We start from the raw sequence: 15401 nt of genomic DNA on the forward strand, positions 1-15401 counted from the left end.
ATCAGTTCCCCGCCAGCAGCGCCCGCGCCTGCCGGTCGCACTGCTTCGCCGCCATCCACCCCGCCGCCATCTTCGGTGCCGTCACACTGGCCGGTAGCATGTGGAACGTCACGGCCGACGCCGCCCCATCCAGCTCAAACAGCAAGGTCCCACCATCGGCGATGGGCAGTTCCGGCAGGGCCAGCCGCCCCTCCCCCGCCGGCCATTCGGCATTGGCGGTCCAGGCGCGGTCGGCGGGCATCAGGGTCAGGCTGGCGGGTTTGGCGGCATCGGCCCGCCACAGCACCACCTCCTGCCCCGGTTTCACGCACGCGGCACCCGATACCGCCGGGTCCACGACCCAGGCCTCGGGCAGAGGCGCGGAGGCACCCGCATCGCGCACGGCACCCAGGCTGGTCGTATCGGCCCCGCGTGCCGACAGCAGGCCCGCCAATTGCTGCGTCGCCCCCTGCCCGGCGCTGGCCGGCGTGCCCTTGAACGGCCCGCGCAGTGTCACCTGTGCCCCATCCTCCCCGATCAGGACAACGCGCGCGCCATCTGCCAGGGTCAGGGACGCCTCGTCATCAATGGTGGCGCCGGGCGCCAGATCGCTGCCCTTGGCCTCCACCACCACCAGGGATGCCGCGTTGGCCGGGGCAGCCAGCAGCAGGACAAGCGCCAGAAGCGGGGCAGAACGAACCATGGATCAAACTCCTTGACCGGATTGCGGGGCGGCACCGACCAAGGTGAAGGCCGCCCAATTGAAAGGATGCGCCGTCGCGGGATCGGACGCCAGAAGCCTTTGCGCCCGCGCCAGCGCCTGGGCCGTATCGCCCCCGCCGGCGAACAGCCCGGTCATCAGCCGCACCGTCGGCGCCGACGGCACCTGCCAATGACTGACCAGCAGCGATTGCGCACCCGCAAAGAAGAAACTCTCTGCCAGACCCGACAGCGCCTCACCGCCCAGCCGCGCATCCCCGCCCGCCGTGTTGCAGGCCGACAGCACCACCAGTTCGGCATTCAGACGCAACAGCGCGATATCGGACGCGGTCAGCAGGCCGTCATCGGCGGCACTGGCCGGCATGGCATCGGGCGGGGCCAGGGCCAGCCCCGGCTGCGCCTGGCAACGTAACTCGCCGGGCAGCAAGCCATGCGTGGCGAAATAGACGATGCGGTACTGATCCAGCCCCGCGCCACGCACTGCCGCCTTGGTCACCGCAGGCCCGGTGATCAGGTCACCGGGCGCGGCACCCAACCGCCCGCCAATGGCGCGGATTTCATCCGCCGTTTCCGGCAGCGGGGCCAGGGCACGCAGCAGGGCGGGGTCCAGCGGCGCATCGGTGCGGCATTCCTCACCCAGCGCCTTCAACCCGCCCGCCTCCTTGCCCTGAAAGGGCGGGGCGGCAAAGCCGATGAAGGGCTTGGCCGCCGCAGGCCGCACCTGCGCGGCGTTCAGCGCCAGGAAGGCCGGAACCGACGGCACCACCGACAGGGCCATATCCCGCACCATCCACGCCGCGCGGGCATAATCCCGCCCCACAGGCTTGTCGCGTACCAGCAGCGCTGGCGGCAGGCTGGACAGGGCGGCAGAGGGCACCAGCACCAGATGCTTCACCCCGGCCAGAACCTCCCCCGCCCCACCGAACAGCCGGACATAGAGATCATGCGACAGGTCAAGGTCAAAGGGCGGCAGGACGCCTGCGCGCGGCGTGATGGACCGCCGCAACTCCCCCACCTTCTCCTGTAAATTGGCCCGCGTCACCGTAACCGGATACGCCTGGATACCAGCTTTGGTGAGAACGAAGCCGTAGGAGCCGCTAGCTGCGAAGGCAAACTGCACCAGCGCCTGCCCCTCCCCCAGTCGCGCCGACAGGGCCGTAGCGGTCACAGGTGCCGGCTTGGTCAGCCGTGCATAGTCCGGGAACGCTGCCTGCAACTGCTGCTCCAGCCCGCGCGCTTGAGCCGTTGCGGCCTCCAGCTGTTTCAGCAGGTCGGCCTCATGCCCTTTATCGCGCTGCGCATCGGGCTTAGCGGTTTCCGCCGCCGCCTCGATCCGCAACCGGTCGCGGTTGCGCACCGCGTCCTGCTGCCGGCGGATCAGGTCGGCAACGGCAGGGTCGCTGCTGGCGAAACGCGCGGCGGCCCGCGTGATGGTCTGGCCCACCACGCCCTCGCGCACCATCTGCAGGGCGGCAAACATCTCCGCATGCAGGGTCGCGCGCTGGCCCTCATCCGACTGACCTTGTCGGTACAGTACATCCAGGAACGGGAACAGACGGTCCAGAGGCAATTGCCCGCGCTCGGTATCGAGTGTCGCCAGCATGGACAGCGCATCGCGGTAAATGGCCAGCGCTTCGGCATCCATGCCGGCCTGGGCGTAGACGCGGCCCAGTTCCAGCATGCTGGACGCCACGGGCCATCCCGCCCCGAACAGTTGCTTGTTCGACGCCACGGCCTTCGACATCAGGGCGGCACCACCCGCCGCATCACCCTTGCCGGCCCGCGCCAACCCCTGGATCCCAAGGATACGCGCATGCCACCAGGGCGGCAGGCCGCGCGTTCGGCTGAACAGATTGGCCGCCTCAATGGTCGCCGCCTCGGCCAGCCCATATTGCTGCAACCGCAGTGAAACCGTGGCCTCCAGCAGCAGCGAATGGATCAGGTCGCCTCTGGCTGCCGCCAGACTGCCCAGGACGGCGCGATTGGCCCCACCCCCCGCCTGTTCTTCCAGATCATCGACGATGGCGCGGCGGATGGCGCTGCTATCCCGTCCCAGCGACAGCGCGCGCCGCGCATCCCCACTGTTGGCGGCATGGAACGCCATATAGCTGCCCAGCCGCGCCCGCGCCGCCTTGTCGAAACTCTTCTGCAACAGCGCATCGGCGCGGCGGAACAGGGCGTCCGCCTCCGGTCCCCGCCCCTGGTTCGACACTTCCAGCGCCAGCGCCATCAGCGTGTCACCCGCCCCCGGACTATCCGCCCCCAGCGCCTTGGCCTGGATATCCAGCGCCCGGCGATAGGCGGCCTCCGCCCCTGCATAATCCTCTACCGAATTGGATAGGCGCCCCACCTCCGACAGCCGCTCAAACGCGTTCAGGTCCCCACGCCCGAACCGCAGTGCATCATCCCCCAATGCGGCGCGCAGCAGGGCCGCGACATCGGCGCCACCCGTGACCGGTTTCGCCTCCAGAAGCCGTGGCGCAGCGATCAGCAGGTCGGCAACGGCGGGAATACCATCCGCCTGCACCATCCGCCGCCCGTCGACTTGCGTCACGCCGACATAGGGCCAGCCACCCTCACGCAACTGGCATTGGGTCAGCAGCCCCGTCCCGCCCGGCAACGGCTGTGCGCTCTGGCAAATGGCCTTCTGGGCAAGGCTGCCGGCCCAGGCGGTCCGGTTCGCCTCCACCGCCAACTGCCTGGCCCGCGCCTCTGGCCCCTCAGGCAGCGGATCATACAGGTCGGTGACCGCGATGGACCCGCTGGCCTGCTCCCATTCACCGCAATAGAGGGCGAAGGCCTTGCCCTCGGCGGCTTCCATGGGGATCGCGCGGCATTCCTCCCCAATAGCGTTGCGGCCCAGCGGGATCGGCCCGTCGGACCCCTTGCTGTCCGGCACCGGCCCTTTGCCTGCACAGGCGGACAGCAGCAGCAGGGACAGGATCGCAAGCGGCAACCGGCCCATCACCACACCCGTCCCAAATTGGGGAATTGCTGTTCCAGGCCTGGCGTGCCGTCCGGCGTCTCACCCGGCAGGCGGCGCTGCTGCAACAGAAGGCCGGGGATCATCTCCTCCGCCGCGCTGTCATCATCCGCCGCCGACCCGCTGGCCGATTGCACGCTCTGGTTCACCGCGGCCAGTGCTGCCGACCCGCCATCGCTGGCGGGTGCCGGGCTGGTGGCGACCGGGGCCGGCGGTGGCGTCACAACGGGGGCTGCCACCGCCACGGGGGCCGTGACCACAGGTACCACCGGCGCCGTGACGGGCTTGGTAATGGTCGTCACGGGCGCCGTCTCGGCCACGACCGGCGGTAGAACACCGCCACCGGTTACGGTCAGCAGGCCGTCAACATAGGTGATTTGGTAGTTAGCATTACTGATGCCGTCCGCATTGATGGCATAGTTTCCGGCGGGCGACGCCGCATCGGCCAGCGTCTGAAACCGCAGTCCCGTCAGCACCGTGGACGTATCGCCATTCACCAAACCCTGGAACCGGGCCGTGAAGACCGGGTTGGTGGCACCTGCCTGCCGCGTGGCATTATCGACCAAGACCGACAGCGGCGCCGGCGTAATGACAAAATCAGCCCCAGTAAAGCTGACCCGGTAATTGGCATTGGCGGCCAGGCTGCCCTGGCCGATGGCATAGCGCCCGGCATTGCCGCCTGTGGCCCGCACCAACCCGCCGGTCAGAACAGCGGCCGCACTGTCATCCCGCTTCAATCCAGACACGGCAAAGGACAGGGCCGGATCGGCCGCGCCATAAACGCGGGACACGGCATTGGCCGTGACCGACAGCAAGGCCGGGTTGATCACCATCTGCGCGCCGGTAAAGGACAGGGTGTAATTGCGCGAGGTCAGGGCCAGGCTACCCTGGGTGATGGCATAGGTGCCGGCATCCTCTCCCGCCGCCCGGCTTAAGGACCCCGACAGCACGGCCCCCGCACTGTCCCCGCGCTTCAGACCAGACACGGCATAGGTCAGCGCCGGATCGCCATCGCCATAGGTGCGCGTCACCATCGCCGCCGCCACCGACAGGTTGGCCGGGCTGATGGTCAGGGTTCCGGGAGTGAAGCTGATCGTGTAATTGGGGCTGATGCTGGAGAGGCTGCCCTGATTGATGGCATAGATGCCGACATCCTCCCCAACCGCCCGGCTCAACACACCGGACACCACCTTGTCCAAACTGTCCTTGCCGCGCAGGCCCGTGGCGGTAAAGGTCAGGGCCGGGTCCTCGTCGCCATAGATTTTGGACAGGTTGGCAGCCACCACAGCCAGGGTCAGGTTGGCTGGCCGGATGGTGAAATCAGCCCCTGTGAAGCTCAGCCGGTAATTGGCATTGGCCGTCAGGCTACCCTGGGCAATGGCATAGGTGCCGACATCCTCACCCGCCCCCCGCGACAGGGCACCCGATAGGGCCGACGCCTCACTATCCCCCCGCTTCAGGCCATTGACGGTGAAGGTCAATGCCGGATCGTCATCCATATAGATCTTGCCGGCTGCGGTGGCGCTTACTGACAGGGCCGCCGGCGAGATGGTCAGGGTTCCGGCATTGAAACTCAGCGTATAGTTCGCCCCAGCCGACAGGCTGCCCTGCTCAACCGCGTAGGCACCAGCATTTTCACCTGCTGCACGTTGGATCGCGCCGGTCAAACTGTCGCCCGCCACCAGCCCCGCGGCCGTGAACCCCAGGACCGGATCGGCATCGCCATAAATCTTCGTCCCCGACCCCGCTGTTACCGTCAATGCCGCCGGCGTGATGGTCAGCGTCCCGCCATTGAAGGTCAGCGTGTAATTAGATCCCGCAGACAGGCTGCCCTGGCTGATCGCGTAGGTGCCGACATCACGGCCCGCCGCCCGCGTCAGGGCACCCGACACACTGTCACCCGCCACCAGACCGGTCACGCTATACGTCAAGGCTGGGTCATCAGTGCCATAGACTTTGGTTGCCGATGCCGCCGTCACCGTCAGGGCGGCGGGCGTGATGGTCAGAGTGCCACTATTGAAGGTCAGGGTATAGTTCGCACCCGCTGACAGGCTGCCCTGGCTGATCGCATAGGTGCCGGCATTCCGCCCCGCCGCCCGTGTCAGACCACCTGTCAAGCCGTCACCATTAACGAGACCGGTCACGGTATAGGTCAGCGTCGGATCATCTGTACCATAGACCCGTGTCAGGCTGTTCGCCGTCACAGTCAACGCGGCGGGATTGATGGTCAGGGTGCCTGACGTCCCCTGCCCGCCGGCCATCACATAATTGCTGGCATCGGCACCAGTCAGGCCGTTGATACGCTGCGTATAGGTCCCCGCGCCCAGTTTCGGTCCCGGCGTCACGGCACCGCCGGCCCCTTCCACGCTGACATCGGCCTTTACATCATCACCGGCCAGCAGACCGGTCAGGGTGACCGCGCCTGTGGCGGCATTCTGGCCATAGGTGGCGGTGACCGATGCCACGCTGGCCGTCAGGGCCTTGGCCGCAATGGCCAGCACGCCATTGCTGTTGCCCGACCAGGCCAGCACATAGTTCGATGCCGACCCGCCGCCCAACGCCGTCAGGGTCAGGTCATAGGTCCCGACCTTCAACCGGTCCGAAAGGGTGCCGGACACCAGCGTCACGGCACCGCTGACATCATCCCCCGACAGAACGCCCGTCAAGCTGGGCGTGCCCAGCACAGCCAGGGTGCCATAGGTGCTGGCAACATTGGCGATGCTGAAATTCACCGATTTGCGGGCCACCGTCAGGTTGCCGGCGGTGCTGCCACTATTGGCCAGCTGGTAATTGCTGACATCGCCGCCGCCCAGCGTCACCGTCTGATCATATGTCCCCGCCGACAGCCGGTCCGACAGGGTCGCCCCCGACAGGTTGACACTGGCCGTCACATCATCCCCGTTCACCACCCCTGTCAGGGTGGCGGTGCCCAGCGTGGCCCGTGTGCCATAGGTGCTGTTGACCGCGCCGACGCTGTAGGTCAGTTCCTTGGCCGCGATGGTCAGGGTGCCGTCCGTATGGCCCGACGCCGCCAGCTCATAATTGCCGACATCGCTGCCGGTAATGGCCGTCACCTTCTGCGTCAGGCTGCCCACGGCGGTACGCGGGGCCAGGGTCACAGCATCGGCACCGCGATAGGTGGTGACCGTCCCCGTCACCCCATCCCCATCCACCAGCCCACCCAGCGTCACCGTACCTCCCGTGGCGGTGGTGCCATAGGTGCTGCTGCTGTTGGTGATGCTGTAGGTCAGGGACTTCTTGGTCACCGTCAGGGTGCCGGTGCCGTAACTGAACCCATAGCCCAGGTCCGACGCCAGCGTCCCTGCCCCGGCGGTCAGGGTATAGGACCCCACATTACGCCCCGCCCCGGTAATGGCACCGGTCCCGCTGACGGCATTAGATAGGGTGTCACCCGTGACCAGTCCGGTGACTGTGTAATTCAAACCTGTGATGGTCGAGCCGGTATAGACCCGGCTGACGCTGTCGGGCGTCACTGTCAGGGTGGGGGCATAGCCATAAACGAACCGGCTGCCGCTGTTGGACACCGCCGTATAGGTACGGTCGGAAAAACTGAAGCTGCGGTTATAAAGCGGCAGGGCCGAGATACCGCCCGTGCTGCTGGTCAGCGGGCTGTTGGAGAAGACCAGGAACCGGCCCCCGCCCGTCACCGACAGGGCGCTGGACCCCGCACTGTTGGTAAAGGTGCCGTTGGCGGCCAGGATCAGGGCATCACCGCTGCCATTGGCAGCCACACTGGCCCCCGATGCCAGGGTCAGGTTGCCACCAGCGGTCAGCTTGACCGTCCCCGTCGCCGTCACCCCCGCCACTGACCCGATGATGCCGATACTGACTGCCCCCGACAGACCGACATCGACGGAACCGGTATTGGCCGCCACCATACTGACGGCGTTGGACGCATGCGCCAGCGTGTAGGCAGCGCCGGCCCCGTGTAGCGACAGGCCGGATGCCGTAACGGCCGCACTCTGCGTCACGGTCCCCGTGCTGGTCAGGGTCAGATTGCCTGTACCGGCAGTCACACCCGCCACACCATCCACGGTACCGATGGCAAAGCCGGAATCGTCGCGAAGGGCGATGGCGCCATTACTGCTGCCCGTCGTGGCCGCAAAACTCGTGACGGCATTATTCACACCCGACAGCGACACCGCCCCGCCCGCCGTCACGGCCAGGTTCGTGACGGTAACCGCCCCCGCCTGACCAATCGCCCCCCCACTGCGCAAATGCAATGTGCTGCTGCCCGTGGGCGCGATGGCGCTGCTGACATTGATCGCCCCAGCACTGGACGACCCTATGCGGAGGGTCCCCGCCGTCACACGGTTCAGTTCCGCCGACGAAATCTCCAGCCCGCCGCCGGCATCCGTGGCCGACCCCAGGTCAATCCCCCGCCCCGCAGTGGACGTCGTCAGGGTGGCCGTCGCCGTCCCGGCATTCACCGACCCGGTCAGGTTCAACCGGTCCGCCGACAGGGTGATGTCCTGGTTCTGCGTGCTGATAGCGGCATTGACGGTCAGCAGACCCTTGGTATTGGCCGACAGGGTCCCGGCATCGGCCCCGCTGCCCGTGGACAGGGCGCCACTGATAGTGATGGCGCCGGTATTGCTTATGAGGCTGGTATTGTCCTTGAATGCGGCCCCGGCAACGCTGATCGCCCCCGTCCCGTCCGACCGGCCAATGGTTACGCTGCTGAACCCGGCGCGGAAGCTGTCCAACTCCGTCTGGCCCAGTTCCAGGTCGCTGGATCCTAAGGCGCTGTCACCAACCGCGATGCTGGCGGACGTGCTGTTGGGCCGGATTACGAGATTGCCGCTGCCGCCAATGCTGATGGCCGCTGTGCCCGTCCCGCTGGTCAGGGTCACCTTGTCCGCCGTCAGGGTCACCGTCCCGGCATAGGCCGTGGTCCCATCCCAACCAATATAGGCCCGGCTGCTGTCCGACGCCCCACCATTGGCCGCAATCAACCCGTCGGTGCCCGTGGCCGTCAGGCCCAATGCGCCACCGCCGGTGCTGTAGATGGCACTGCGCGTGCCCGGATCATCGCGCAACAGGATGCCGTAGCGATTGGTCCCCGACCCCGCCTGCGCCCCGTTCAGGGCGATGGCCCCGCTGGCGCTGCGGATAGTGCTGCCATTTCCAATGGCGATGCCGGCGGTCAACGTGTTGCCCGACCCGCCACCACCGTTCAGCGTAATGGTCCCCGCCCCGGCGGCAATCAGGCTGCTGGCGCTGACATTGATGCCGATGCCGGTCGCAGAATTGGTGCCGGATGGCGCGCCGTCACCGTTGATCAGGATACTTCCGCCCGCCCCGCTGTTCAGCGTGCTGGAGGTGACATTAACGCCAATGCCGGTATCGGCCTTGCCCTCCGCCGCGCGGGTGGCCGGCGTCGAACCGCTGCCGATGGTGATATTGCCGCCATTGCTGGACAGGGTGGCGCCACTGATGGCTACCCGCCCGGCAGAGCCGGCTTCATTGCCATCAGCGGCCAGCACGATATTGACCTTGCCCGACCCCGACACGCCGATATTGGCCGACACGGTCACATCAATATCGCTGGACAGAGTCAGTGTACCCGCCCCCGACCCGGCATAGGTCGCAACCTGCGCAAGTGTGATCAGGCTGGCAGCGGCATAAAGGCTGGCATTGCCGGTGAAGGTCAGCCCCGTCGTGCCCGCTACGGTCCCGACGCTGAACGCATCTGTGCTGCGGAAATCCACCGACCCGGTATTACCGGCCAGGGTCGTGACATTGTTCGACCCGTTGGTCAGGGTGTAGCTGCCGCCCGTGCCCAGCAGGGACAGGTTGGGGACATTGATCGCCGCACTCTGCGTCACGGTCCCGGCACTGGCCAGTTCGATGGTATCGCTGGCATGGCTCAAGGCGCTGCTGATCACCAGATTGCCGCCATCCAGGGCACCCAGGCGGACCACCCCGGCGCTGATCTGGTTGATCTCGCCCTGGGACACATGGGCCTTGCCCGACCCCGCCCCCGTAGCGCCCACATCCATCTGCCCGCCCGTAGCGAAGGGGCGCAGTTGCACGCGGCCTGTACTGCTGATGCTGGTGCTGGACAGGGCGATATCGCCGCCGGCCAGGATGATGGTCCCCGCCCCCGCCGACACAGTCGTGCTGTTCAGCGCCAAGTTGGTCCGCCCGCGCAGGCTGATGTCGCCACCATTACTGGTGAAGCTGCCATTGCCTGCCGTCAGGGTGCCGCTGCTGCCCCCATATCCGGCGGTGGCATCGACATTCAGCTTGCCCGTGCTGGCACTGGCGCCGATCCCGGCATTGAAGGTCAGGTCCTGGGCGGCACGCAGGGCCAGGGTCGCATCCCCGCCCGCCGTCTTGGCGATCGAAGTGCTGACGATAAGGTCGCCCGTCCCCGCCTCGGCCAGCGCATTCTTGCCGGCATCCAGGAAGCTCTGCAAAAGGCCGGCGATGGAACTGCCGATTGTCAGGCTGCTGCTGATCAGTTCAAACGCGCCGATGTCGGTCGTGGACGGGTTGGCCGTCACGCTGACAGTGCCCGTATGCTGTCCATGGCCCAGGGTCAGGGTGCCGGCAGTTACCGTGCCCAGTTCCGCCGTGGACAGGGCCAGACCCGCCGTATCATCGGTGCCGCCGATGATCAGGTTGGTGCTGTTGCCGCGCGTGCGCAGGGTGACACGGCCCGATGATCGGACACTGCCGCCCGTCAGCGACATACCGTCCGAGGAAAGAGTGACCGAGCCGGACTGCGCGCCGCCGCCATAAGTGCCAGTGCCGCTGAACATGATGCCGGCACTGTCGTGCCCGCCCGTGGCTGCGACGGACAGGGCACCCGACCCAGACGAAACCGTAAAGCCGCCGCTGCTGACCACCCCGTAATTATTGGTGCCGCTGGTACCAGCACCCGTCCCGTTCAGGGTCACACTGCCGCCATTGCTGGTGATGGCCCCGCTGCCGCCACTGGCCAGACGGATACCGACGGCATCGCTGCTGCCACCCTGGGCCGTACCGGTCACGGATATGGCACCGTTGCCGCTGGTCAGCGTGCTGTTGCCGGACAGGGATACACCCGAGCCGCTGCCCGTGCCGGTCAGGCTCAGCGCCCCCGATCCCGTGCTGAAACTGGCACCCGACAGATTGACGCCCGTCGTGGCGCCCGTGCCCGTGGCGGTGACGGTAATGCTGCCGCCATTGCTGCTGAAACTGCCGCCCGTGGCCTGGAATGAACGGCCGGCAGTGAAGCTCATGGACAGCGTACCGCTGCTGGATCCGACCCCGATGCCGCTGGCAAAGCTGATATCCTGCCCGGCATTCAGCGTCAGGGTGGCGCCCGTCCCGCCGGTCTTGGCGATGGAACTGCTGATGTTGATATCGTCACTGGCCGCAAGCGTAACGCTGGTGCCGCTATTCAACAGGGTCTCGATGGCCCCGGCGGTGATCACACTGTTAACCGCACCCTGATCACCCACATTGTCCAGATCGCCGGCATTCTCCAGATCATCGCCGGTTGTGCCGTCACCATTCAGGTTGGGCGTGCCACCGATGGTGATATTCGTCGGGTCCAGCAGCAATTCACCGGCCTTGCCGCCCGCCCCGCCGGCCAGATCGGCGGTGCCGGCAAAGCGCAGGCTGCCCTTGCCCGACACTTCAGCAAAGCCGCCATCGGCCCTGCCGCGCGCGCTGACGGCCCCTTCATGCACCGTGCGCCCGTCGGACCAGATGATGATGCGCCCGCCATTACCCGCCGCGCCATCGGCCATCACCCGGCTGCCGGCATCGATGCGCGTTACCTGCGACCGGTGCAGATCGCCCCCGCCCTGGAAATCCCCGCCGATGCGCACAGTCCCGCCATCGACCGGCCCCGACGCATCCACAATCGCCCCGGTCAGCGTGACCTTGTCACCCAGCACATCGATGGCTCCGCCCTCGGCCCGGACGGTGCCGGAAACCTCCGTTTCCACCCCCTCCCCGCCGATGATGATGCGCCCATCCACTTCCCGCGCCGCTACGGCTTCCACCAGCCCCCCGGCATTGACCACGCCGGACAGCCCTTCGCGCGCCGCCCGCGCCGTCATCAGGACCTGCGCGCCGGTTATAGTGCCATCATTGAGGACCCTTCCCGCCAGTTCCGCCGGGATCTCGAACCGCAGCAACCCGTCGCCGGCTAGGTCCAGGGTGAACCGCTCCGCCCCGGCCAGAACGACCCGGCCAAACCGTGCCTCGACCAGCCCGCTATTACGCACTTCCGGTGCCGCCAGCACGGCATAGCCGCCATCGGCCACCCGGATGGTGCCCTCATTCACCACCGCCGCCCCGGCCTGTCCCGCCTTGCCAAAGGTCAGGCGCCCGGCGGCGAAATCGGCATTGTCGATATCGGCGGTGGTGGCCAGGAAGGCACCGGCATCGATGCGCGCCCCCCGCCCCATCACGATCCCGGCCTTGTCGATCACCACGACCTGGCCATTGGCCGTCAGGCTGCCATCAATGCGGGTGCCAGCACCATTACCGGTCACGCGATTGACCAGAAGCGACCCCACCCCCGGCTGCGTCACCGTAACGGACTGCCCCGCGCCGATATCAAAACTGCGCCAGTCGATCAGGGCGCGGTCGGTCGTTTGATTGATGAGCGTGTGGGTGCCCTGGGCGCTGATCCCCGCCCCGCCCACCACGACGGTGCCGCCCTGCGGGGATTGCGCCGCCGCCGGCAGGGTGAAGACGGATGCCAGCGTCAGGGCGCGGAAACCCCGCCCCCACCGCTTCTGCCCCGCCCCCTGCCGCCGCGCACCCTGCATCCCATCCCCCTTAAAGCTGAACCGTCAGGTCGATGAACAGGCGCGTATCCCGCCCTTCCGCCCCCGGAATGGGCAGCGACCGCAGGGTCCGCGCCAGTTCCGCCGACAGGTTGGCCTTGGCGAACAGACCCAGCCGCACCCCGCCGCCCGCCGACAGCAGATGCGTATTGGCCGCCACACTGTCCCAGACGCGGCCCCCATCGACAAAGCCATACAGCGTCAGCCCATCCACACGCTCGATCCCCGGATTGAACGACCGGCGCAGTTCCAGGCCGGCCCCCACCCCGTTCGGCCCCGACAGATCCCCACCATTATAGCCGCGCCCGAACCGGCTGCCGCCCAGGGCGAATTCCTCGCCAGCCAGCAACGTATCGGGCGTGTACTGTCCCGCCACCGTCAGTGTGGCGCCGATATCGGCGAACAGGCGGCGCCCATAGGCCATTTCCGCAGTGAACTTCGAATACCAGGGGTTGGGCTGCAGACGCGACGCGTCACGGTCACCCCGCCCCGTGGCGCCGGCCACGTCCAACCCCTGGGTCACACCGACCTGAGCAAACAAATCACCGCCTGCAAACCGTAACTGGCTATAGCTGATGCGCGCATCGACACTGCGCCACTGATCCCGGCTGAAGGGCAGGGCCAGCAGTTCGACCGTCGCCTTCTGCGCGTTCCACCCGGCCTCAATGGTCAGGTTCTTGGCGCGTGACCGGGTCAGGGGCAGCGACAGGCGTTGGCCCATGCCATAGCCTTCGGTCGCCACCGCAAATGGCTTCAGTGCCGCGCCGGGCCGCCCCCGGCTGTAATTGGCGTTGGTGGTCAGGCTCAGACCAGTCCCTTCCAACGGCTGGACCCAGCGGCCATTGGCCGACCGTTGTTCCTTGATCTGCGGCGTGGCCGACAGGGTCAGGCCCAGCTGCTCCCCCAGCCCAAAGGGCGAATTGGCCGCCACATCGATAAAGGCCGACCAGGGGCCCGCGAAATCCGATCCCCGGTTGCCGATACCGGCCACCAGCGCATAGGGCGTTTCGCTGTACCCGACCAGCAGCTCCGCCGCCCCGAAACTATCGCCGGGCCGCACCAGCCCCGTGACATTCACCCCCGGCAGATCATCAACCAGCAGCAACCCGCGTTCAATCAGGTCGACCCGCGCCGGTCGCGCCGCGACCGCATCGGCCAACCGTGCCTCCACCCGCGCCCGCTCACCCGGACCACCGCCTTCCACGCGCACCCGTTCCAGATGGCCTTCGATCACACGAATGGTGATGGTCTGGTCCTTGATCTCCTGCGCCGGCACGAAAACCCGCGTCAGGCCGAAGCCAAGGGCCAGATATCGCGCCTGAATGCGGTCGGCCAGGACCGAGATATCGGCCAGGGTCACGGGCTTGGCGATGGTGGCCCTGATATCCTCGGCAAATTCCATCTGCGGGTCAAAGACCGACGCGCCGTCCACCGCCACGCGGGCCAGGGTAAAACGCAGGTCATTGGCCCCGGCAGCGGGGGCGCCTTTGCGCTGTGCCGGGATGGAGAATTGCAGCTGCGCCTTGGGCGCCTTGCGCATCTCCTCCAGGGGGGCGGGAACCGTGGGCCTGCCCGGTTCCACGGCACCGGGCAGGCGCGATGGTGCTGTCTGCCCATGCGCAGTGGCAGGCGCCATCACGGCAACCATTCCCATAATTGCCAGCCGACGACGCATATGACCCCAACGCTTTGATGCTTCGCATAAGTTTTAAGCCGAAGGGGGCGGCGCGTGCCAGTCGTTTATGCGTTAACATCTCAATCCGCACGGCATTAACCATGACGGTAACAAAGAAAAAACACGACTGTCCGTTAGGCTATACACACGCCCTGGTGGTTACTCGCCTGCTGCGTGCCGGAATTGCTTGGTTCAGCGCACCAATTCCCCATCCGGTGTGATCACCTGCCCTTCACGCGCCACCAGGGCGCCGGGATGGCGTGCGCGGGCCTGCGCAGCAATGGCATCCAGGTCCAGGTCGGTGCGTTCGGGGCAATGGTGAAAGATCACGGGGTGGCGCACCCCGGCATGATCGGCCAGACGCAGCGCCTCTTCCCAGGTGGAATGGCCCCAGCCGACATGGTCGGCATACTCCGCATCGCTGTAGCTGGCGTCATAAATCATAACATCGGCCCCGCGCACCAGATCGGCGATGGTCTCGTCCCGCCCTTCCACCGGATGTTCGGTATCGGTGATCAGGCAGATGGACCTGCCCTGATAATCGACCCGGTAACCCGTGGCCCCGTTGGGATGGTTTAACGGACAGGTCCGCACAATCAGGCCGGGCCGCGGCTCCAACACCTGACCGCCCGTGAACTTGCGGTAATCCATGCACCGTTCCAACCCGCGCAGCGGGACGGGAAACAGGGGTGCGGCCATCAGACTGCCCAGCACCTGCCCCAGTGTCAGGTCCGGCCCCAGATGCCCTTCCCACAGGCTGATACGGCTGCGCTTGTCATGAAAGGGGGCGAAGAATGGAAAGCCCACGACATGGTCGATATGAGTGTGGGTAAAGAACAGGTCCGCCGTGACCGGGTCGCCCCCATCCTCCAGCGCATCCCCCAACAGCCGAATGCCCGTTCCGGCATCAAAGATCAGCAGATGCGGACCGCAGCGCATTTCAAGGCAGGTGGTATTGCCACCATAGCGCAGGGTGTTCGCACCCGTGGTGGCGATGCTGCCGCGCACGCCCCAGAACCGCACAAAAAAGCTGTCGTCGCTCATGTCCTGGTGATCCGCCGCCACTTACCGACCCGCACTTTCAGCCAAGGATTGGAAAAGGGCAACAGGCCACCGCTAGAGTGACGCAGGAAAAGCCGCAATCCCGTGCTTGCCGTCACACCTGCCGAAAACGTAAATGAATATTCAATATTCCACGGGCATGCTGCGCCCGACCGCAAACCGTGCAGGA

At 66.7% G+C, this 15401-nt stretch carries 5 protein-coding genes; all 5 read right to left on the reverse strand.

What is annotated here, in order from left to right:
• Window position 1 precedes the first annotated feature (1 nt).
• A complete protein-coding gene (locus tag C0V82_RS21370) occupies window positions 2-682 on the reverse strand; it encodes a hypothetical protein (RefSeq protein ID WP_102114499.1) in 681 nt (226 codons plus the stop codon).
• Between the two features lie 3 nt (window positions 683-685).
• Window positions 686-3664, reverse strand: coding sequence for a CHAT domain-containing protein (locus C0V82_RS21375; protein ID WP_102114500.1), 2979 nt, complete (start codon window positions 3662-3664; stop codon window positions 686-688).
• Window positions 3664-12477 (reverse strand): MBG domain-containing protein, encoded by an 8814-nt coding sequence (locus tag C0V82_RS21380; RefSeq protein WP_102114501.1) that lies wholly within the window; start codon window positions 12475-12477, stop codon window positions 3664-3666. The genes C0V82_RS21375 and C0V82_RS21380 overlap by 1 nt, the downstream gene beginning before the upstream one ends.
• Window positions 12478-12487: 10 nt before the next feature.
• Window positions 12488-14131: a ShlB/FhaC/HecB family hemolysin secretion/activation protein gene (locus tag C0V82_RS21385; protein WP_158660116.1), complete on the reverse strand. Its 1644-nt coding sequence runs from the start codon at window positions 14129-14131 to the stop codon at window positions 12488-12490.
• A 231-nt stretch (window positions 14132-14362) separates the two neighbouring features.
• Complete coding sequence (locus tag C0V82_RS21390; protein ID WP_102114503.1) at window positions 14363-15214, reverse strand: MBL fold metallo-hydrolase; 852 nt, start codon at window positions 15212-15214, stop codon at window positions 14363-14365.
• Between the last annotated feature and the right edge of the window lie 187 nt (window positions 15215-15401).

The organism is Niveispirillum cyanobacteriorum (assembly GCF_002868735.1).
GTDB lineage: Bacteria > Pseudomonadota > Alphaproteobacteria > Azospirillales > Azospirillaceae > Niveispirillum > Niveispirillum cyanobacteriorum.

Coding starts and splice junctions, on each gene's coding strand:
- C0V82_RS21370 (WP_102114499.1), bottom strand. CDS start 682: ATGGTTCGTTCTGCCCCGCTTCTGGCGCTTGTCCTGCTGCTGGCTGCC.
- C0V82_RS21375 (WP_102114500.1), bottom strand. CDS start 3,664: ATGGGCCGGTTGCCGCTTGCGATCCTGTCCCTGCTGCTGCTGTCCGCC.
- C0V82_RS21380 (WP_102114501.1), bottom strand. CDS start 12,477: ATGCAGGGTGCGCGGCGGCAGGGGGCGGGGCAGAAGCGGTGGGGGCGG.
- C0V82_RS21385 (WP_158660116.1), bottom strand. CDS start 14,131: ATGGCGCCTGCCACTGCGCATGGGCAGACAGCACCATCGCGCCTGCCC.
- C0V82_RS21390 (WP_102114503.1), bottom strand. CDS start 15,214: ATGAGCGACGACAGCTTTTTTGTGCGGTTCTGGGGCGTGCGCGGCAGC.